The sequence below is a fragment of the Idiomarina sp. T82-3 genome, assembly GCF_001577655.1.
In the GTDB taxonomy this organism is placed as follows: domain Bacteria; phylum Pseudomonadota; class Gammaproteobacteria; order Enterobacterales; family Alteromonadaceae; genus Idiomarina; species Idiomarina baltica.
In genome coordinates, this window is the sequence record NZ_LSBQ01000026.1 from 1 (window position 1) to 21,280 (window position 21,280).

Genomic DNA, 21,280 nt, shown 5'->3' on the forward strand with positions numbered 1-21,280 from the left:
CAGAGGAACTCAACTACGGAGTCGATCTATCAACCATCTGAGGGTGGTATCAGATTGATGGGGTGAAGGTGCCCCATCAACCATTAAATCCGTATACCCTAAAGAAATAGGGATCCTCAGTCCCTATAACTCTATCTCGACAACGCCGAGGCCAAGATCTCCCTGAGCGGCTCCTATGTAACGCAACTTCACTGCCTAAGGGCTGTGACGCAGCATTTTCATTACACTGGCGATGTCGTTCGTGCTCTTATAAAGGTGGTAGCCTCGGTTTTCTCGCATTGAGTGAGTACCCAGTATAATACCAACTCCCTTGCCAATCTGGACGAACGCCCTCGAAACGTGATTGCAACTAATTGGAGCCTCATCCAAGCCGAGAGACCATTGGTTTCGGTTCCTTTCCCTACCAGCGTCAGGCTGGTCATCGTTCATGCTTTCAAGTTTGATGGACAGGAAACCCGAGAGCCTTAACACTAGGTTCACACCCAGATCCCAAACATCAGCAACCTGCTGATCGTAGGTTGGGTAGGTAATTAATTTGACGGTTACCCGCTTGTACTTCCACCATGCTCGAATTCTTTTTTTGCTGTAAGACGTGACTTTCAGTACTTAAGATGGTATAAAAGGAGAAATAGCCTGGCATTAATGAGTTTGCTTGTTCCCATTTCCTTATTTTAGGAACTTAGTAGTAATCAAAACAGAACCACTCTTTTTGATGATATATCTTTTAAATTATGGGAAGTTCAAGCTTTGATTGAGAACGACTTTTAATTAATGTACCGTAGTGACGCCTTTTTAAACCATAGGTAATGATGCTTAGACTCGGATTTTTAATACTGGTGCTTGTTGCTGTTCTGACTCAAATCAGTCAGGCGGTTGCTGATGTGCATCAATCTCACCAATCCTCTTCTGAGCAACACCTCAATTTTGAGCATGACGAATCCCACATCGATAAGCGCAATCTCCCTAAAAGTGGCGAAATCAGCTTTGACTACCATCATTGCTGTCACTGCCATGGTTCATTTCATTTATATGCCATGAAGGCTGAAAAAACTCTCGCGTTACCACGAATGGGCACAATACGTCTTGGGTATACTGAGTTTTACACTAACCCACTATCATCGCCGCTGTTCCGGCCTCCCATCTCCTCATAGCTGCCTAATACGCTGCTTTAGCAGCGCAACTAAATCATTATTTTACGCAGTAATATGACTGAGGAGTCTATCTATGGGTCCGTTTTCGACACATAGCAAACGCTTGTTTGTTGCCGTAAGTCTGGCAATAAGTTCAAGCTACGCCAATGCACAACAGTTGCCCGAGCAATGGCAAAAAACTGTGCAGCAACACCCCAGTGTTGAAGCCGCTCAACAGCAGGCTGAAGCGCTGATCCAACAGGGCAAACAATTAAATCAGCCTTTGTACAACCCTAGCTTATCGTCACGCTTAGAGCGCGATGGTGACATCAATAATTACGCTGTTGGTCTAAGCCAGACGCTGGACTGGAGCACTCGCAATGAAGCAAGGGCCAGTCAGAGTGACGCCATGACGGCTATGGCAGTGAGTATTTATCGCCAGTCGGCGACATCGCATGCTAAAACTTTGTTGAATGCCTATGTGCAATGGCTGGACGCAAAACAGCGTTACGCACTGGCTGAGCAGCAAGAGAAAATCGTTAAACAGGCGATAAGCCTGGTTGCCGAACGACGTAAAGCCGGTGACTTAGGTGCCGTCGACGAACAACTGACGGTACTCGCGCTAAGTCGGCAACTGCAACAAACGGCAGCGGCTTATCAACAACTGCAATCCGCTGAAGCAGAGTTAAACGCTCTGCTAACAACGTCTGATGTCGGTCAACTCTCCATTAATGAGGAGCTATTTAACGTTGAACCTGCGTTAACGGCTCGTTGGCAACAACATCCAGCGTTAAAAGCCGCTTACCTGCAATGGCAATTAAAGCGCGCCGATGTCGACTGGAAACGCTCGTTAACCACCGCCAACCCAACCGTAGGCGTCGAAGCGGGCGAGAGCGATAACGAAACAGTAATTGGCTTATCATTCAGCATTCCACTACAGGTTCGCAATAACTACAGCGATGCGGTGCGCGCAGCCAATAGCGAAGCTGTTGCTGAAGAAAAACGTTTGATTGCACTAAGGCAACAATGGCAAGCAGCACTGAAATCGTCTCTTAACAATTATCGTTTTGTGAAAAAACAGTGGCAAAGCTGGCAAAGAGACTTTCAATCTCGGCAGGATGAGTCGATGCAGGTGATTGAGCAGTCCTGGCTCGCCGGTGACCTATCCACCACAGACTACCTCACCGCTGTGCAACAGCAGCTCGATAGCCAATTTGCAGGGATAGCGCTGCAAACACAATATCGGTTGGCCGCCATTGAATGGTTGTACCGTTCGGGCGAACTCAGTAAAGCACTGACGTTATCGCCGTTAAGCCAGCCAACAAACGCAGAGATTGGAGAGTAAACGATGTCAGTAAAACCTTTATACGCAGCAATAGCACTTGCGCTGAGCTTTTCGGTTATGGCGCAGGATGAACACGGACACGACGAAAAAGAAGATACCCACAAGGAAGAAGGCAAACACGAGCAAGGTGAACATAAGGAAAGCTCAGGCGTGGAGCTATCCAGCAAGCAGCTATCCATGGCAGATATCACCACGCGAACCTTGCAAACTCAAGTCATTGAATATCCGGTTTATGCCCCGGGCGAGGTGGTTGCTAACGACTTTAATAGCTATATCGTGAGTCCGCGCATCGATTCGACCGTGCTCAAACGTTTTGTCAGTATTGGCGACCACGTCGAAAAAGGTGAACCACTAGCCACCCTCTTCAGCGCGATCATGGCGGAGGCGCAAAGTCAGTATTTGGTCACACTTAACGAATGGCAACGCGTGCAGTCGCTCGGTGAGTCAACGGTGGGTGAAAAACGCTTTGTCGAAGCGAAAAACGCCTTTACCTCAGCGCAAGCGCAACTCAAAGCATTTGGTATGTCAGCCAGTGATATTAAGCGTTTAAGTAAAGCTGACTACCCTATCGGCGAATACCAACTGACCTCAGAAATTGGCGGGATTGTGGTTAGCGATAACTTTAAGCAGGGCCAGCAAGTTAATGCCGGTAACCACTTGGTTGAAGTGCTGCAAGAAGAAACCCTGTGGGTTAATGCTCGGCTACCAGGCTCAGCTGACCTTAATGTGCAGTTTGGTGATGCTGTTACGGTAAGTGTCGATAATCAGCGCTTTGCGGCAAAAGTCATTCAGGAAGGCCACACAATAGACCATAAAACCCGAACCCGAACGGTACGACTTGGGGTAAATAACGAAAAGGACCAATTACACCCTGGTTTATTTGCGGATGTTTATTTCTCAGTCAAGTCCGATGGACCGGTGCTTGCAGTTAAGGACTCAGCCTTAATGCGGGCACCTGATGGTGACTGGCAGATATTCATTGAGCACGAACCCGGAAAGTTTGAACCGAAGAAAGTCGAATTGGTTGATGAAAAGGGTCCGTGGAAAGTTATTCGAGGCGTTAAGGAAGGCACAAAATACGTAGACAACGGCGCGTTTTTCGTTCGCTCACAAATCGCTAAAGGCGGTTTTGACCCACATAACCACTAACAGGAGGTTGTATGTTTCAGCGCATTATTCAGTTTGCTGTCGCCAATCGCCTGTTATTGGTATTGGCTTTATTCAGCATCAGCATTGCGTCATTTTTTATTATTCCCAAACTTAATCTGGATGCCTTTCCCGATGTTACCAACGTTCAGGTAACGGTAAATACGGAAGCACCAGGATTAGCAGCGACCGAAGTCGAGCAGCTTATTACCTATCCGATAGAGTCGGTGATGTATGCCCTGCCCGACGTCAAAGAAGTTCGGTCAATCTCAAAAACAGGTTTATCGGGCATTACCGTGGTATTTGACGAGAGTGTCGATATCTACTTTGCCCGGCAACTGGTATTCGAGCGGCTGCAAGCGGCAAAGGAGTTGATTCCAGAGGGAGTCGGCACGCCCGAAATGGGCCCTAACTCTTCCGGTCTCGGCCAGGTTTATCAGTATCTGCTACTTGCCGAGCCGGGCTCTGGTGTCAGTAGCATGGAGCTACGCAGTCTTAACGACTATGTGGTTAAACTGCTACTGATGCCCGTTGAGGGAATTACCGAAGTCTTGTCCTTTGGCGGTGAAGTTAAGCAATATCAGGTTAACCTCAATCCCGCCAAGCTGCTGTCTTACGACCTTACCCAGCAAGATGTGATGAGCGCGGTCAACAAGAATAACGGTAACGTTGGTGGTTGGTATATGCCCCGCGGTCAGGAGCAGTTGGTTATTCGCGGCACCGGCTGGCTGGAAAGCGGTAAAAAAGGCCTGCAACAAATACGACAAATACCGCTCAAAACCGTTGACGGCGTTTCCGTAACACTGGGCCAGGTTGCCGACGTCGAAATCGGCAGTGAAATTCGCCAGGGAGCGGTCTCAATGTCGCGTAAAGTCGACGGCGAGGTCAACCAGCTGGGCGAAGTGGTGTCGGGTATTGTGCTCAAACGCAAGGGCTCGAATACCAAAGCCACCATCGACGGTATTAAAAAGCGCATTCCGCTTATTCAGCAAGCATTACCCGAGGGTGTCACCTTTGAGCCGTATTATGATCAGGCCGATTTAATACAAAAAGCCGTATCTACGGTCGCATATTCACTGCTCATTGCCTTTGTCTTTATTATCGCAGTATTAGCACTGTTTTTGCTCAACATACGCGCTACTTTTTTAGTGTTACTGTCCATTCCCGTTTCTATCGCCATTGCCCTGATGGTAATGTCCGCGATGGGCATGTCAGCTAACCTGATGTCGCTGGGCGGGATTGCTGTTGCCATTGGTATGCTGGTCGACGGCTCCGTGGTGATGGTTGAAAACATCTTTAAGCACTTAAGTCGTCCGGATAGTGAACACCAAGACGACGCCGAGCAACGCACAGAGCACCGCGACCCAGATCCTCAGGCAGCCGAACTCGATAGCCATGGTATCAAGCTGCGAGTTAAGGAAGCGGCGAACGAAGTGGCACGACCGGTATTCTTTGCCGCCATGATTATCTTGGTGGTCTTTATGCCACTGTTTAGTTTTCAGGGTGTTGAAGCTAAATTATTTGAGCCCATGGCTATCAGTATTATGTTGGCCATTATCTCCGCGGTTTTTGTGGCCATCATGGTTGTACCGGCATTAGCCAGTTACTTTTTCAGTCGGGGTATTAAGCCTCGTGAAAATAAACTGCTTAAACCACTAGATAATGGTTATAAAAGACTATTATCGGTGGCGTTACGCAGTAAAAAGGCTGTTATTACCCTGGCCGGTGTGCTGTTTGTCGGCGCTTTGGTGTTAGTGCCTCGTCTCGGCACAGAATTTGCGCCCGAATTGGAAGAAGGCACGATTAATATTCGCGTGACATTAGCCCCCTCCTCTAACCTTGAAACGGCCTTAGAGGTGGCTCCGAAGCTTGAAAAAATCCTGATGTCGTTCCCGGAAACCACCTACGCACTCAGCCGCATTGGACGAGCTGAAGTGGGCGGCGATCCAGAGCCTATCAGCAACATCGAGTTATATGTGGGTCTTAAGCCGCAGTCTGAATGGACAACGGCATCCGATCGCTACGCCTTACAAGAAAAAATGGAGGCAAAACTAGATGCTCACCCAGGCTTGTTGTTTAATTTTTCACAACCTATTGCAACACGGGTTGATGAACTGCTCTCAGGTGTAAAATCGCAGCTAGCCATCAAACTATTTGGACCCGAGCTTGACGTGTTGGCCCGTAAAGGCCAGGAAATAGAAAGTGCCGTCAAGCAGGTTGACGGGGCCGTTGCAGTAGCGATGGAGCAAATAAAAGGTGAAGCACAACTGGTGGTTTCGCCGAAACGCCAACAACTCTCACGCTACGGCTTAAATGTCTCCGATGTACTTAGCGTTGTCGACAATGGCTTGGGTGGCGCTTCGGCAGGCCAGATCATTCGCGGTAATGAGCGCTATGATATTTACGTGCGGCTGGCCAAGCAATTCCGCGATACGCCGGAGTCTATTCGCTCGTTACGCTTGTTAACTCCTTCGGGAGCCTGGGTAACCGTAGGCGAAGTCGCCCACGTCGCAATTGAATCAGGACCACCGCAAATCCGTCGTGATGATGTACAGCGTCGCGTTGTGATTCAATCGAACGTTCAGGGTCGTGACATGGGTAGCGTGGTTGCCGATATTCGGAAGGCGATTGACGAGAAGGTGGATTTACCAACCGGTTACTCAGTCGATATTGGTGGCCAGTTCGAAAGTCAACAACGAGCACAGGAGCGCTTGTCCATTGTCGTTCCCATATCGCTGGCACTCATCGCCCTGCTGCTTTATTTTGCTTTCGGCACCATGGGTCAAGCCATGTTGATTTTGGTGAATGTACCATTGGCAGTCATCGGCGGTATTGTGGCTCTCTATGTGTCAGGACAGTACTTATCGGTGCCCAGCGCCGTGGGTTTCATCACACTGTTTGGTGTGGCGGTACTAAACGGTGTGGTTCTGGTCGAAAGTATAAACCAGAGAATAACCGATGGGCATGCAGTTAATGATGCCGTGTTTGATGGCGCATGGTCGCGACTACGCCCGGTATTAATGACGGCAATAACCTCAGCGTTAGGACTCATTCCCATGCTGTTTGCAACCGGCGCAGGCGCTGAAATTCAGCGTCCATTGGCCACCGTCATTGTTGGCGGTTTGGTGTCTGCGACATTGCTAACACTGGTTATCTTACCCGTGCTCTATCCTTGGTTTTCGAAACAAAAAATTAAGGATCTGAGCCGTTAGGGTTCAGCACTTAAGGGGGCGGTTATTGCCGCCCCTTCTACTACAAAGAGGAACGTATTATGGGGCATCACCATAACCATGATCACTCAAAGGACATGCCGTCCAACCGATTAGGGTGGGCATTTGTTCTTAACTTTGTTTTCACCATTATCGAGTTTATTGGTGGCTTTCTTACCAACAGTACCGCCATTTTAGCTGATGCCGTTCATGATCTTGGCGATAGCCTGTCGTTAGGTCTCGCGTGGATACTAAATAAACTTGGCAAAAAACAGGCTAACCAACACTTTACCTACGGTTATAAGCGACTCAATCTTGCCGGTGCATTTATTAATGCCGTTGTTTTAATCGCAGGCTCTGCCTGGGTACTTGTGGAAGCGATTCCCAGACTCTGGAACCCTCAAATGCCCATCGCTGATGGCATGATCGCTTTAGCCGTCGTTGGCATTACAGTTAATGGATTTGCCGCTTACAAATTGTCAGAAGGTAAAACGTTAAACGAGCGCGTTATTAACTGGCACTTGCTGGAAGATGTTCTCGGCTGGGTTACTGTACTTATCGTTGGTATTGTTTTGCTGTTTGTGGATTGGCCAATTCTCGATCCGCTACTGTCGATTGGTTTTACTCTATTTATTTTAGTGAATGTGCTGCGCAACCTGTGGGCAACGCTGAAACTCTTCATACAAGCAACTCCGGACAAAGAAACCTACAGACAAGTCGCTGACACTTTGCTGGAGCTACCTCATGTTGCTGACCTACACCATCTGCATTTTTGGTCACTAGATGGCGAGGAGCATGTATTAACCGTTCATTTGGTGTTAACTAAGAACCTTGATATTGAGGCTCGTAGCGACTTAAAACAGCGCATCGATAACGTCCTTGCGCCCTATGCTTTAAGCCATACAACAGTAGAATTAGAAGATCCTGATGAAGCGTGTAGGGACAACTGATAATGAGTGCATTATTTTTATTGAAAACGCTCGGGTTATTTATTGCAACCGCAATTGCCGAAATTGTCGGTTGCTATTTACCCTACCTATGGCTCAAAGAGGGCCATTCCGTTTGGTTGCTCATTCCGGCAGCAATAAGCTTAGCTTTATTTGCTTACTTATTAACACTTCATCCAGCGGAAAGCGGGCGGGTCTACGCAGCTTATGGTGGTATTTACGTGTTAACTGCCATAGTCTGGCTGCGAATTGTCGATAAATCGCCACTATCCAATTTCGACCTGATTGGCACGACGTTTGTGCTAACCGGTATGGGGATTCTTGTGTATGGCTGGCGTTAGCTATAAAGCAATTCAGTTAAAGAACTCCACTCAAAAGTTTTACACAGACTAGCGCACCTTATGTTTGTCCGTCGTAGCGTCCTCAACCCCGTCATTAAGCGAGGCCATCAGTGGACAATAGACATCTCCGTGTCCGGCGCTGCATTTTTGCACCAACTCATTCAGCGCTTGTTCAATTTGCTGTAAGTGCGATATCTTTCGACGAACACTGGTGAGCTTTTGCTCTCCAAGCTCCCGTGCTTCATCGCAATGAGCGCCATCTTGCAGAGTTAATAGCTCACCAATTTCATCCAGACTAAATCCGAGCCATTGAGACGCGCGAATAAAATGAAGCCGAGCAAGCGCTTGTTCGTCGTAATGTCGGATCCCCCCATACGGCTTCTCCGGCTCGCTCATTAGCCCTCGGCGCTGATAATAGCGCACCGTTTCCACGCCCACGCCGGCTGTTTTGGCCAGCGTGCCAATTGTCATTACGTTGCGTTTTTTTAACATAGCTATTGCTTCCGTAGTGAGGTACGGGTCTAAGATTAACACATTAAAGCAAAATGCCCGAAGGAGTTACTCTTATGTCAAATTCAAAATCTGGTCGGGGCTCTCTTCTCGCGGGAGGGATCGCAGCGACTCTGGCATCTGCGTGTTGTCTGGGTCCCCTCATATTACTTGCACTCGGTGTATCCGGGGCCTGGATTGGGAGCCTCACAGCACTTGAGCCTTATCGACCCATTTTTATTGCCATTGCATTGATTGCCATATTCTTTGCCTGGCGTCGAATATACCGGCGTGCTGATGACTGCAACCCTGATAACACCTGCGCAACGCCAAGTGCTCGTAAGAGCTACAAAGTGATGTTTTGGCTCGTTGCGGTGCTTACTTTAACAGCACTGGCGTACCCCTATGCTGTTCCTTTCTTTTACTAGGAGGCAATACACGATGAAAAAAGCAATGATAACAACCATTTTATTTTTACTGTTTAGCATGCCCGCATTGGCGGCTGAGAAAACCGTCACGCTATCAGTACCCGGTATGACATGCGTCACCTGCCCAATTACCGTCAAAGCTGCACTTGGCCAAGTCGCAGGTGTGAGCGCCGTCGATGTCCGTTTTGAAGAGCGGGATGCAACCGTGACATTCGACGACGAAAAAACGTCAGTTAAGCAGCTCACTGAAGCAACGACAAATGCAGGATACCCATCAACACTGAAAGCAACGGCACCAAAAAATCAGTCATGAAACATCACAATGCCTTATAGCTGCTGTAAAACTGAAAGACCAAGGAGTAACCGTTATGAGTAGTAACAATTTACACATTGCTGTCATTGGTAGCGGCGGCAGTGCGATGGCTGCGGCACTCAAAGCGACCGAGGGAGGTGCCCGAGTGACGCTCATTGAGAGAGGTACTATTGGCGGAACTTGTGTCAATATTGGCTGTGTCCCGTCTAAAATCATGATCCGAGCGGCTCATATCGCCCAACTGCGGCGAGAAAGCCCTTTTGATAAAGGCTTAAGTACCCATACTCTTAAGGTAAATCGATCAGCTCTCCTCGAGCAACAACAGGCTCGGGTAGAAGAACTCCGTGAATCCAAATACCAGAGTATTCTTAGAGAGAATTCCGCCATTACCGTTATTAACGGCGAAGCCCGCTTTATAAACGATGAAACTCTTTCCGTATCACTTTGCGATGGCGGTGAGCAAACGGTTCACTTTGACCGTGCTTTTATCGGCACCGGGGCCCGACCCGCACAACCACCCATCCCCGGCTTAGCTGAAACCCCTTACCTTACTTCGACAAGCGCATTAGGGCTAAGTAACATTCCTAAGCGCCTCGCTATTATTGGAGCCTCGGTCGTTGCTCTTGAATTAGCACAGGCCTTCGCGCGTCTCGGTAGTGAAGTTACTGTTTTGGCTCGCAGTCGGGTGTTATCCCAAGACGAGCCTGCCATTGGTGAGGCAATAGCCACTGTTTTTTATCACGAAGGCATCAATGTGCTTGAGCATACAGAAGCCAGCGAAGTGCGTTACGACGGACAACACTTCATTCTCAAAACCAATGCCGGAACATTAAAAGCAGAACAACTGCTCGTGGCCACAGGCCGCACGCCCAATACGGAAAACCTCGATTTAGAAACCATCGCCGTACAAACCGAGCGCGGTGCCATAACGATTAACGATCGCATGCAAACCTCTAACTCAAGAGTATATGCGGCAGGCGACTGTACGAATCAGCCGAAGTTTGTCTATGTCGCCGCCGCAGGCGGCAGCCGAGCCGCTATTAACATGACGGGCGGTGATGCGCATCTTGATCTCAGTGCCATGCCCGAGGTTATCTTTACTGATCCACAAGTCGCCACGGTGGGTTTATCAGAAGCTGATGCTAAAACTGGTGGTTACGTCACCGAAAGCCGCACGTTGGGCCTTGAAAATGTCCCACGGGCATTGGTTAACTTCGATACCCAAGGGTTTATAAAAATTGTCGCAGAAAGTGGCAGCGGCCGGCTGCTCGGTGTTCAAGTCGTCGCAGGAGAAGCTGGTGAGTTGATTCAAGCTGCTGTAATGGCGATAAGAGCAGGAATGACAGTCAATGAGTTGGCTGATGAGCTCTTCCCATACCTTACGATGGTAGAAGGCTTAAAATTATGCGCTCAAACGTTTACTAAAGATGTTAGCCAATTATCTTGCTGCGCTGGGTGAGATAACCTAGCTTAACTTCACTGGACAGTTACCAATATTTCGGGTTTAGCTGCTGGTTGGTGATAGGTTAAGCTAGTTCAGGAGTGATAATAGTTGTTATAAGCACTTTTTTTTCATTCATATTAGCTCTTATTTGTCTCACTTATTTGACAATAAGTTTTCCTAGATACCTTTGCATCTGACAATGAAAATCGTATTCTCCGGTCTTTAATACTGGCAATTCGATCAACTTTAACTTATTGGTCGGTAAAGTATAGCTGATCCCCAGATCAGGAATAAGCAAAGTTTCAGAGCAACAGATTTAAAGGCTTCCAGTTTGACAACAATCTCATTTAGCCGTTTTCATTTGTTTATTATATAACGTTACAATTAGCCAGCCAGTAATCATAGCTCCCAAGGACCACCCGAATAATCCCGTAACAAATCCACTAAAACTCAAATGCCACTCGAAACCAGAGAGTTTTCCGTGAACCATGCCTTCTGTTAAAGCCATCATGCTAGAGGGCATAATAAGCACTAGCAAGCTACAAACTCCCCATAAAACTGCGAAAGTACCGCTACTTGCACACTGCAAGTAGCGGCATTTCCAACGGAGAGCTTAATCTCTACTACATTTCCTTTTTTTCTTCACTCTGATGTTCCATCATCTGCTCCATCATCATTTGCATCATATCCATTCTATGCTCCATCATTTTCATTTTATTCATCATATTCTCTTTGCCCATTTGCTCTGCTTTGTCTCCCTTTTTATGTTCTCCTTTGTTCATGCCTTTATCCATCCCATGGTTCATCATTTGCATTCCCTTCTGCATTGACTTCATGTGTTCTTCCATTAGTTTTTTACGTTTCTTGGGATCGGATTCGCTTTTTATTTTTTCCATAGCTTCGCGCATTTCTTGCATGTGCTCATTCATTGATGTCATTTTTTCATGATGCATCATTCCACTCATTGAACCTGTTTTATCATCACCATGTTTATGCTGTGCATCAGCAAAGACAGGAGAGGTCATTAAAGCTGTGATAGTTAAAGCTGAAAGTACTTTTTTCATTTTATTACCCTCTTGACTATGACCAAATTGTATTGGTCTCATTAATTTTACTTTGTTTCACTATCGTTAAATCTTGGAGCCCACGCTGACGTAGACCTCATATAACGGCGATATTTATTGCCGAATCCTTCAATGCCTTCGATGAAATTGAATTTCATCGAATCTAACGGGAAACTTTTAAAGCTCATATTGTGACCTGGACGTTTTAAGCCATTTAACCGACAACTAGCTTTCCCCGATACATTTGCATCTGGCAATGAAAGTCGTACTCTCCGGGTTCCAGCGCTGGTATTTGAATTTGCTTTAATTTGTTAGAAGGCAACGTTTCACTTATTTCTAGCTTGGGAATGAGCAAAGTTTCAGAACAAGGCGATTGATCCTTCCGCAGGAACTTAAGTTCAACCGGTTTACCTTCAGGTATTTTTATTCTCGAAGGCGAGTAGGTACCGTTTTCGACGGCAATCACCAAATCACCTTCTCCCAGCTTCAGCTGCTGGGGCTTGTAAAGCCAAAACCACCAGACGATCAGCGCGATCAAAGTGATACCAGCAATATTAATGAATAACATGTTTATTCTCCTGAATGCGTCAGTGTTAGAAGGTGCGTTAATGTTTCTTGGCTTTGAAAAAGCGCAACCGATTAGCGTTACTCACTACCGTGAGTGACGAAAAAGCCATGGCTGCACCGGCAATGACAGGGCTTAATAGAATGCCGAGAAACGGGTACAGTACACCTGCGGCAAAAGGTATACCTGCCACGTTGTAAATAAAAGCACCGAATAGATTCTGCTTGATATTGCGCAGAGTAGCCTTACTTACAGCTACTGCATCAGCTAGACCATGTAACGACCCCCGCATCAAAGTAATGTCAGCACTTTCAATGGCTACATCCGTTCCCGTACCGATGGCAAAGCCCACGTTGGCAATAGCCAGCGCTGGCGCATCATTAATACCATCCCCCGTCATGCCAACTACTTCGCCTTCCATTTGAAGTTCCTGAACTTTTTTTGACTTTTCTTCCGGCAGAACTTCAGCAAAAAACTCTTTAACTCCCACTTTTTCAGCAACTGCTTTTGCAGTCGCACGATTATCACCAGTAAGCATCACTACCCGCACACCATTATCTTTCAAACGCTTGATGGCAGCGACAGAGTCGTCTTTTATGGGATCTGCAACGGCGATAATTGCAGCCAATTCATTATTAACAGCAAAGTACATTGGTGTCTTAGCTTCAGCTGCTAATTCTTGGGCTTTTTCAATAAAGTTACCGAGCTCAATTTGACGTTCACGTAACAGTTTTTCATTACCAAAAAGGAGGGACTTCCCGTCTACTTCAGCCTCCACGCCATGGCCAGCAATCGCATTGAAGTTTGAGACTTTAGTTGTTTCAATTCCTCTTTCCCGAGCTGATTCAACTATCGCCTGTGCCAGCGGATGTTCAGAGCCAGACTCAAGTGTGGCTGCAAGTTGCAGTACTGTTTGCTCATCGTACTCACTGGCTACTAATACATCGGTTACTTTGGGAGAGCCAAGTGTGATGGTGCCCGTTTTATCAAGGATCATAGCCGACACTTTCGAAGCAGTTTGCAATGCTTCGCCATTGCGAATCAGCACACCTGCCTCTGCGGCTTTTCCTACACCCACCATTACCGACATAGGCGTCGCCAGGCCTAATGCGCAAGGGCAAGCAATAATCAAGACAGTGGTCGCTGATACCACAGCAAAGGCCAGTGCCGGCTCAGGCCCAAAGTTAAGCCAAGCTAGAGCACTGATAACAGCGATAATCATAACGACTGGCACAAAGTAAGCTGAAATAATATCGGCAAGACGACCGATTGGGGGCTTAGAGTTTTGCGCCCGTTTCACCATGTTAATAATTTGAGCAAGTGCTGTATCTTTTCCGACTCTTGTCGCTTGAAACAAAAAGGAACCACTTTTATTTATCGTGCCCGCCACAACGTCATCACCAACTGATTTTTCCACGGGCATGGGTTCACCCGTTAGCATAGATTCATCAACGGTGGTACTTCCCTCTATAACTTTTCCATCAACAGGGATTTTTTCTCCGGGACGAACACGTACTACGTCCTCCTCGAGTACGTCTTCGATAGCGATATCCAATTGTTTATCGTCACGAATCACCCTTGCGGTTTTCGCCTGCAAACCAATGAGACGTTTTATGGCTTCGGACGTGCGCCCACGAGCTTTCAGTTCAAGTGCCAGCCCCAAATTGATCAAACCGATAATCATTGCGGTCGCTTCAAAGTATACGTGACGCGCCATTTCCGGAACCAGGTGCGGAACCAATACAACCACCATGGAATACAACCAGGCGGTACCAGTACCAAGTGCGATCAGCGTATCCATATTAGCGGAATGATTTTTCAAAGATTGCCAGGCACCGACGAAGAAGTGTTTGCCCGAAAAGTAAAGTACACCTAACGTTAGAATACCTACGACTAACCATGTCACACGCTCTGTGGCAGTGGTCACCGTCATTTCACCAACAAAAAGGCTATAAATCATGAGAGGTACACCTAACGACAGCGCAACGGTCATCTCCCGCATCAGCCGCTTGTAATAAGCCCAGTCGGCTTGCTCTTTTTCTGCCAACGCATCATCGCCACTTTGGGAAGTGGCTACTTTAGCGCTATACCCCGCCCTCTCTACTGCTTTCACTAAAGCGCTCGGATTTGCTGTTCCAGTCACACTGACCGTTCGCTGGGCAAAGTTCATCTCAGCATTTTCCACGCCGGATACAGACTTTAATGCATTTTCGATTTTGCCAACACAACTCGCGCAACCAGCTCCCTCGATAATGAGTTCCTCAATGGAACGACTACGAACATCCTCAGTTTTTACACCCATACCAGTGCTCCTTATTGACGGGAAACGAGCCAAGCAACAGCTATTTCCCGCAAAGTACCAACGATAAAACCGTCACTCACTACATATCCGAAAATCGATTCGCAGTTTGCACCATTCGTTTAATTTCATTTTCTTCAACGTTCTTTACCGTTTCTAGCAGCTCTTTTGCGCTATCTATATCAACACGGGAATATAGGTGTTCATACAGTTCTATGACTTGCTCATGATGGTTTACAACCTTCTCCATAATGTGATCGGTATCTAACTCTTTAAAAGGCGAATCGCAGTGCCCATGCTCAACGATGGGATGTTTCCCAATATAGTCATAACACCAAGTGTCTAATGCATTTAGGTTGGCTGTATTCAAAAAACCTTCAACCATTCGCTCTAAGCTAGCTTCATGACCCGACACGTAGCTTAGAATCATCCGAGCTCGTTCATCTTGGTTTTGTTTAGAGCAGTGAGTCACACACTCCTTCAGGTTTTTGTGGAAATCAACGGTCCAACTCAGTACATCTTTGATTGTTTCTATTTGCATTTTTTACTCCTTACCTATAATTAATTGTTACTTTCGTTTGCTTTTGGTACGTGGCGGGCTTCTGTGGCAACTCCACGGTGTATGCTCTGCATTATCTTTAATATTTTGATCAATAAATTTGTAGTATTCCTCTTTCAAGTGAGTCCACCAGCCACTATTTATTTCAACACCAAATATTCCGAGCTTTTCCTCTATCATAGTCAGATCGACTTTAGAGGCATCATAAGCGACCGATAACAAGTTCTGGTCAGAGTCGTAGGCAACGCTATCGAGACCAACCAACAAGTCAATTTCTTTGATAGCTTTGCGAACTTCATTCACACTCTCTGCGTTTAGCTTTAAAGTGCGGTTTACTAAGTTAATTTCCCGCACTCCTGCTCTATGATCGTTATTTGACATCAATACTGTCCTGTTAATTAAAACTACCAATACGTTTCAGGGAACATTTGCTCGGTGTTAACTTTGTAACGAAAGCTCTTTATTAGTGGCTGCTCGTTTATCGTGAACCCAGAACAATTCATCGATTGGCGAGATAGAAACTAATCCCTCGTTAGATACCCCAGTATGGGCCGCTTCAACTACCAAGAGGGCAACATCACGCGCATCATCACTGTTCACATAAACTTCAAGCTGTACGTGATCAACTAAGTGATCATCGTTATAGCTATCGAAGTAGTAACCCCGTCCTCGCACAGGAAACAGCGTAAAGCCGCTAACGCCACGGCCGATGAGAGCCTCTTCCACTGAGTCTTGTCGAAGTTGATCAAAAATAGCGGTAATTTTAGATAGGTTCATATCCCCCCCTAAAAGCCCTAAAGCATATAGCTTATGGACTGTGTTTAGCCTAGTTACTTAAATTTCGAGAAAATCTAGAGTTGTAATTTAGTAGTGCTATTTCGGAGGGTAGTAAATATCGAAGAGTATTTGCTTCACATCACCTTTATAAGACAAGGGATGTGGCAAGTTGCTAGGAGAGTTTATCGAGGTGTCGAATTGAATAAATACTAGAGGTGAGTTCGCAGAGTTACACTCTTCATCCATAGAGCATTTATCAGCTACGCAGCAATAACAGTCGTCAATGATAGATTGCTCACTTTCATCGCAATGAAAGTTATCTTTGCTTTCGTTGCTAACATACATATGGCTAACACTTTTTTCGTGCTGTACATTGGAAGCATTGTTATAAGCAGGAGCGGCTGGGAAGGATAGCTGTATCACTATTCCTAACATAAGCACAACTAAAAATTTTGCTTGAAACATATGTGCGCTCCTATTGCCATACTATAAATTAGCATACTACAAATTAGCATACTACCCCCTGCACATCATTGATCGAGATCAAAGGTGTGCAGGTGATATTCACAGAGTAAGGTATCATCTAACCTTAACGTCTTTCTTTCGCCACAAATAGTAAACAGCAGGTAATACGAGCAAGGTTAAGATAACAGCGCTGATCATTCCTCCAACCATTGGCGCCGCTATTCTACTAACCACTTCAGCCCCAGTCCCTGTGCTAAACATTATAGGCAATAAACCAGCAATTGTAGAAACGGCCGTCATCATGACGGGGCGAACACGAAGTCCTGCCCCTTCCATTACGGCAAGAGAGAGACCGTCTTTCGTTAATGCTTTACCATGCTCTAACTGACTTTTTTCATATTCATTATAGGACTGGTTTAGGTAAGTCAGCATTAGTATTCCTATTTCTACAGTGACACCTGCTAGAGCTATAAAACCAACCGCTACAGCAACTGAGAAATTATAATCTAAAAGATACATTAGCCAGATTGACCCCACCAATGCGAGAGGCAAAGTTCCCAATATAATGGCTATTTCTGTAGCGTTTCGAAAGTTCATATATAAAAGAACGATAATAATCGCGAGCGTTAACGGAATCACGTAAGTCAGTTTTTCCTTTGCCCTTTCCATATATTCGTACTGCCCGGACCAGGTAACTGAATACCCTGCTGGCAACTCGAGTTCTTGTTCTACAACCTTCATTGCTTTTTCAACATAAGTGCCGACATCAACTCCCTCAATGTCGACAAAAGTCCAGCCATTAAGTCTTGCGTTTTCGCTTTTAATTGCCGGCGGTCCAAGTTCAACGTAGACATCAGCCACATCCGCCAAACTAATACGCTGCCCGTTTGGCGTAACTAAAGGTAGCTTCTTTAATTCTTCCGGCGAATCACGGTAATCTTGAGGGTAGCGCAAGTTTATTGGGTAACGTTCAAGCCCTTCAATGGTCTCTGAAACATTCATTCCACCAATAGCCGTGGCAACGACCTGCTGCACATCCTCAATGTTCAAGCCATAACGTGCAGCCTGCTCTCTTTCTATGTCAACTTTGACATAGCGTCCACCTGCCACTCGCTCTGAATAAACAGAAGCCGTACCATCGACATCATCAAGTATTGCTTCAAGCTGCTGCCCTATCGTCTGAATTTCATTAAGATCGGCTCCGGCAACTTTTATACCTACCGGCGTTTTGATACCTGTCGATAGCATATCAATGCGAGTTTTAATGGGGTAAACCCACGCATTGGTCAGCCCCGGAAACTTTACAAGCGCATCGAGTTCTTTTTTCAACTTCTCAGTGGTCATACCGTCTCTCCACTGATCTTTCGGTTTCAGTTGAATAAAGGTTTCAATCATCGTTAGGGGTGCCGGATCAGTGGCGGTATCCGCTCGACCAATTTTGCCAAAAACCGTCTTCACTTCCGGTACCGTTTTTATGAGCTTGTCGGTTTGCTGCAACAGCTCCCTTGCTTTACCAATTGATAATCCGGGATAGGTAGTGGGCATATACATCAAATCGCCCTCATCCAAATCTGGAATAAATTCACTACCAATTTTGTCAATCGGCCAGACACCAACGGCCAGGATAACAAGCGCTCCGACAACTGCTGTCTTGGGGTATTTCAAAATGCCTTTTAAAAGCGGTTTATACCCGGCGATCAATAACCGATTAAGCGGGTTTTTCCCCTCAGGTGTTACCTTTCCTCTGATAAAATATCCCATCAACACGGGGATAACGGTAACCGCTAAGGCTGCACTGGCTGCCATTGCGTAAGTTTTCGTGAAAGCAAGCGGAGAAAACATCCGCCCTTCCTGGGCTTCTAAGGTAAATACCGGCATAAAGCTGACGGTAATAATGAGCAAGCTAAAGAAAAGAGCAGGGCCCACCTCTGAAGCAGAGGCGGCAACCACCCGCCAGCGGTTCTCTGCTGTCAGTGGCGTTTTTTCCATATGCTTATGCATATTTTCAATCATGACGATGGCACCATCGAGCATAGCGCCAATAGCGATTGCGATCCCTCCAAGTGACATAATATTCGCGTTAATTCCTTGCCAATACATGACAATAAACGCGGTTAAAATACCCAAAGGCAAGCTGATAACGGCAACCAGCGAGGAGCGGACATGGAAGAGAAATATCACACAGATAAACGCGACAATAGCGAGTTCTTCTATTAAACTTTTCCAGAGACTTTCCACGGCATCCGAGATAAGCCCCGAACGATCATAGACAGTGACTATATCGACACCTTCTGGTAGCCCAGACTTTAATTCTTCCAACTTTTGTTTAACGCCATCAATCGTTTTTTGGGCATTTTCTCCGAAACGCATTACCACAATACCACCCACGGCTTCTCCCTCACCGTTGAGTTCGGCGATACCGCGTCTCATTTGGGGGCCCACACCCACATCAGCAACGTCTTTAAGCAATAATGGCGTGCCATTTTCATCAACGCCAAGCGGGATACTCTCTAAGTCTGACACACCATCAATATAGCCTGAGGCCCGGACCATATACTCAGCTTCCGCCATTTCAACCACCGACGCCCCCACTTCCTGATTACCTCGCTGGATAGCATTTTGTATGTGAGCAAGAGGAATATCGAATGCGCGCAGCTTCTCCGGATCCACTTTCACCTGGTACTGCTTTACCATCCCGCCGAGGGCGGCAACTTCCGAAACCCCCTCGACCGTTTGCAGTTCATACTTTAAAAACCAATCCTGCATACTGCGTAACTCACTCAAATTGTGGTTACCCGTACGATCAACCAAGGCATACAAATACACCCAACCAACCCCTGTTGCATCAGGGCCTAATTGCGGTCTTGCATTAGAAGGCAGTGTCGGAGCAACCTGAGACAAATATTCCAGTACTCGCGAACGCGCCCAGTAAGCGTCTGTATCTTCGTCAAAAATGACATACACATAGGAGTCGCCGAAAAACGAATATCCACGGACGGTTTTAGCGCCGGGGACAGACAGCATAGCGGTTGTTAATGGATAGGTTACTTGATCTTCTACCACCTGCGGCGCTTGACCCGGATAGCTGGTTTTAATGATCACCTGGACATCCGACAAGTCCGGCAGTGCGTCTACGGGCGTATTCTTAACCGCAAAAGCACCAACACCCACGAGGATTAATGTCGCCAGAAGAACGAAAAAACGGTTACTCACTGACCATCGAATGACTGACTTAATCATGGTTATGCTCCTGCTCTGTCACTTGTTTTTGCTCAGGAATATGAATCGATGTGAGCTGGTACTGTTGCTTCCCGACTTGCGTTATTTCCGCATGCAAGGATAACCCCGTGCTAAGCTGAGAAAGTTCAACATCCGAAGCAACATCGAAGTCCATCGTCATTGCAGGCCAGTCCCATTCAGAAATCTCACCGTGCTCCAGCGTAACCATCGAGTGCTGAGGCATAACATTTTTAACGGTTGCTTCAACCCAGACAGATTGAGCTGCTGCGTCACTTGACATACTGCCATGGCTCTCGTTATCAGCATCAGTGTCATGTTGCATGCGCTTAAAGTCAGAGGATTTACTGGACTCAGAATCAATCAAAAACTGAGCTGAAGTAACGATGTCATCACCTGCCATAAGACCCGATAAAATTTCAACTCGCGAGCTCCCTAACCGCCCAACGTCAACATTAACTGATTTAAATTTCCCATCACCCAGTGCCAGTACAACTCGGTTCGAACCACCCATTCGGATAAGCGCTTCTTTAGGGATGATTAAGTTTTTGTCGCCTAAACCAGCCTTAATGTTAAGATTCGCAAACATGCCCGGTTTTAAAAAACCATCTGGGTTGTCGAAGTGAATTCGAACTTGTCCCGTCCGAGTTTTAGGGTTAAGTGACGGATAGACATAATCAACCTTTCCTTGCCACTCTTTACCTGGAGCATACTCAAGGTTCATTTGAACGTCATTGCCTACCTCAACCTGGTTCAATTGCCGCTCAAAGACTTCTGCAATAACCCAAATTTTATCCAGTTGAGCAATGGTCATTAAATTCATACTCGGCGTTACAAACGCACCTTCACGCACAGTCAGTCTATCCAATACCCCGGACTGCTTTGCTTTTACCGTGATTGTTTTCTGAATTTTACGAGTTTCTTTTAACTTCTTAATCTCAGATTCAGAGACTTGCAGAGCTCTTAAGCGTTCTTCAGCGGCATCAATTAGCACCTGATTACCTCTTTGCGAGGCCAATACAAGCTCCTCTTGCGCATTAACCATTTCAGGAGAGTAAATACTGTATAAAGGCTCGCCGGCTTTAACCGAGTTACCAACCGCTTTTACGAAAAGCTTCTCAATCCAGCCTTCAACACGGGGACTTACTGTCAGCACTCGGTTCTCATCAAACTGAACATAACCGACCGTTTCGATATCCAGGTTGAGTCTCGAAACGGTGACCGTTGCAGTTGTAACCCCAAGGTTATTAATAACGTCGGGATCAATTCTCACCGTACCAGGTGAACTCTCTTCTGCATCATCACCATAGTAAGGAATAAGGTCCATCCCCATTGGAGACTTTCCTGGTTTGTCTCGACGATAATTGGGATCCATCGGAGCCACCCAATATAACGGCTCTTTTTCTGCATTGCCCGATGAACGCTCAGACACTTCAGTCGATTGCATTACATAGCCAATAGCGCCAGCGCCAACTGCAAAGCCTACAGCTAAACTTATAAGAGATTTGGTGACTGTTTTCAT

At 46.5% G+C, this 21,280-nt stretch carries 20 protein-coding genes; 8 read left to right on the forward strand and 12 right to left on the reverse strand.

Going from position 1 to position 21,280, the window contains the following annotated elements:
* Nucleotides 1-827: 827 nt before the first annotated feature.
* Complete coding sequence (locus AWU56_RS12000; RefSeq protein WP_006956204.1) at nt 828-1,013, reverse strand: hypothetical protein; 186 nt, start codon at nt 1,011-1,013, stop codon at nt 828-830.
* 211 nt (nt 1,014-1,224) lie between these two features.
* On the opposite strand from AWU56_RS12000, the gene AWU56_RS12005 reads away from it, so the two are divergent.
* The 5 genes from AWU56_RS12005 to AWU56_RS12025 are packed head-to-tail and all read left to right on the forward strand — an operon-like array spanning nt 1,225 to nt 8,118.
* On the forward strand, nt 1,225-2,475 hold the full coding sequence (locus AWU56_RS12005) for a TolC family protein (RefSeq protein ID WP_286682672.1): 1,251 nt from the start codon (nt 1,225-1,227) through the stop codon (nt 2,473-2,475).
* Between the two features lie 3 nt (nt 2,476-2,478).
* Complete coding sequence (locus AWU56_RS12010; protein WP_006956206.1) at nt 2,479-3,624, forward strand: efflux RND transporter periplasmic adaptor subunit; 1,146 nt, start codon at nt 2,479-2,481, stop codon at nt 3,622-3,624.
* Between the two features lie 11 nt (nt 3,625-3,635).
* Nucleotides 3,636-6,833 (forward strand): efflux RND transporter permease subunit, encoded by a 3,198-nt coding sequence (locus AWU56_RS12015; protein ID WP_286682673.1) that lies wholly within the window; start codon nt 3,636-3,638, stop codon nt 6,831-6,833.
* Nucleotides 6,834-6,892: 59 nt separating this feature from the next.
* Nucleotides 6,893-7,780, forward strand: coding sequence for a cation diffusion facilitator family transporter (locus AWU56_RS12020; RefSeq protein WP_286682674.1), 888 nt, complete (start codon nt 6,893-6,895; stop codon nt 7,778-7,780).
* Between the two features lie 2 nt (nt 7,781-7,782).
* The gene (locus AWU56_RS12025) at nt 7,783-8,118 is read left to right on the forward strand and encodes a YnfA family protein (RefSeq protein ID WP_006956209.1); all 336 of its coding nucleotides are present in this window, start codon (nt 7,783-7,785) and stop codon (nt 8,116-8,118) included.
* Nucleotides 8,119-8,166: 48 nt separating this feature from the next.
* Here AWU56_RS12025 and merR read toward each other — a convergent pair whose 3' ends face one another.
* The gene (merR, locus tag AWU56_RS12030) at nt 8,167-8,610 is read right to left on the reverse strand and encodes a mercury resistance transcriptional regulator MerR (RefSeq protein ID WP_006956210.1); all 444 of its coding nucleotides are present in this window, start codon (nt 8,608-8,610) and stop codon (nt 8,167-8,169) included.
* 74 nt (nt 8,611-8,684) lie between these two features.
* Between merR and merT the strand changes: the two genes are divergently transcribed.
* Genes merT through merA form a run of 3 tightly spaced genes read left to right on the forward strand, consistent with a single transcriptional unit; the run spans nt 8,685 to nt 10,807 of the window.
* Nucleotides 8,685-9,035, forward strand: a complete 351-nt coding sequence (merT, locus tag AWU56_RS12035; protein ID WP_272977604.1) for a mercuric ion transporter MerT — start codon at nt 8,685-8,687, stop codon at nt 9,033-9,035.
* Nucleotides 9,036-9,048: 13 nt separating this feature from the next.
* The gene (gene merP, locus AWU56_RS12040) at nt 9,049-9,348 is read left to right on the forward strand and encodes a mercury resistance system periplasmic binding protein MerP (protein WP_006956212.1); all 300 of its coding nucleotides are present in this window, start codon (nt 9,049-9,051) and stop codon (nt 9,346-9,348) included.
* Nucleotides 9,349-9,403: 55 nt separating this feature from the next.
* Nucleotides 9,404-10,807: a mercury(II) reductase gene (merA, locus tag AWU56_RS12045; RefSeq protein ID WP_286682675.1), complete on the forward strand. Its 1,404-nt coding sequence runs from the start codon at nt 9,404-9,406 to the stop codon at nt 10,805-10,807.
* A 142-nt stretch (nt 10,808-10,949) separates the two neighbouring features.
* On the opposite strand, the gene AWU56_RS12050 is transcribed toward merA, so the two are convergent.
* The 10 genes from AWU56_RS12050 to AWU56_RS12095 form a co-directional block, all read right to left on the reverse strand.
* A complete protein-coding gene (locus AWU56_RS12050; RefSeq protein ID WP_278043239.1) occupies nt 10,950-11,090 on the reverse strand; it encodes a cupredoxin domain-containing protein in 141 nt (46 codons plus the stop codon).
* A 45-nt stretch (nt 11,091-11,135) separates the two neighbouring features.
* Nucleotides 11,136-11,381: a DUF5676 family membrane protein gene (locus AWU56_RS12055; RefSeq protein ID WP_050750003.1), complete on the reverse strand. Its 246-nt coding sequence runs from the start codon at nt 11,379-11,381 to the stop codon at nt 11,136-11,138.
* A gap of 34 nt (nt 11,382-11,415) precedes the next feature.
* The gene (locus tag AWU56_RS12060; protein WP_286682676.1) at nt 11,416-11,856 is read right to left on the reverse strand and encodes an EMC3/TMCO1 family protein; all 441 of its coding nucleotides are present in this window, start codon (nt 11,854-11,856) and stop codon (nt 11,416-11,418) included.
* A 214-nt stretch (nt 11,857-12,070) separates the two neighbouring features.
* Nucleotides 12,071-12,424, reverse strand: coding sequence for a cupredoxin domain-containing protein (locus AWU56_RS12065; RefSeq protein ID WP_006956216.1), 354 nt, complete (start codon nt 12,422-12,424; stop codon nt 12,071-12,073).
* A gap of 37 nt (nt 12,425-12,461) precedes the next feature.
* Complete coding sequence (locus AWU56_RS12070) at nt 12,462-14,723, reverse strand: heavy metal translocating P-type ATPase (protein WP_286682677.1); 2,262 nt, start codon at nt 14,721-14,723, stop codon at nt 12,462-12,464.
* Nucleotides 14,724-14,802: 79 nt separating this feature from the next.
* Nucleotides 14,803-15,261 (reverse strand): hypothetical protein, encoded by a 459-nt coding sequence (locus AWU56_RS12075; RefSeq protein WP_006956218.1) that lies wholly within the window; start codon nt 15,259-15,261, stop codon nt 14,803-14,805.
* Nucleotides 15,262-15,288: 27 nt separating this feature from the next.
* Nucleotides 15,289-15,660, reverse strand: a complete 372-nt coding sequence (locus tag AWU56_RS12080) for a hypothetical protein (protein WP_006956220.1) — start codon at nt 15,658-15,660, stop codon at nt 15,289-15,291.
* 57 nt (nt 15,661-15,717) lie between these two features.
* Nucleotides 15,718-16,056, reverse strand: coding sequence for a P-II family nitrogen regulator (locus AWU56_RS12085; protein WP_006956222.1), 339 nt, complete (start codon nt 16,054-16,056; stop codon nt 15,718-15,720).
* A 579-nt stretch (nt 16,057-16,635) separates the two neighbouring features.
* On the reverse strand, nt 16,636-19,761 hold the full coding sequence (locus AWU56_RS12090) for an efflux RND transporter permease subunit (protein WP_271331978.1): 3,126 nt from the start codon (nt 19,759-19,761) through the stop codon (nt 16,636-16,638).
* Nucleotides 19,754-21,280: an efflux RND transporter periplasmic adaptor subunit gene (locus tag AWU56_RS12095; RefSeq protein ID WP_286682678.1), complete on the reverse strand. Its 1,527-nt coding sequence runs from the start codon at nt 21,278-21,280 to the stop codon at nt 19,754-19,756. Before AWU56_RS12095 ends, AWU56_RS12090 begins: the two co-directional genes overlap by 8 nt.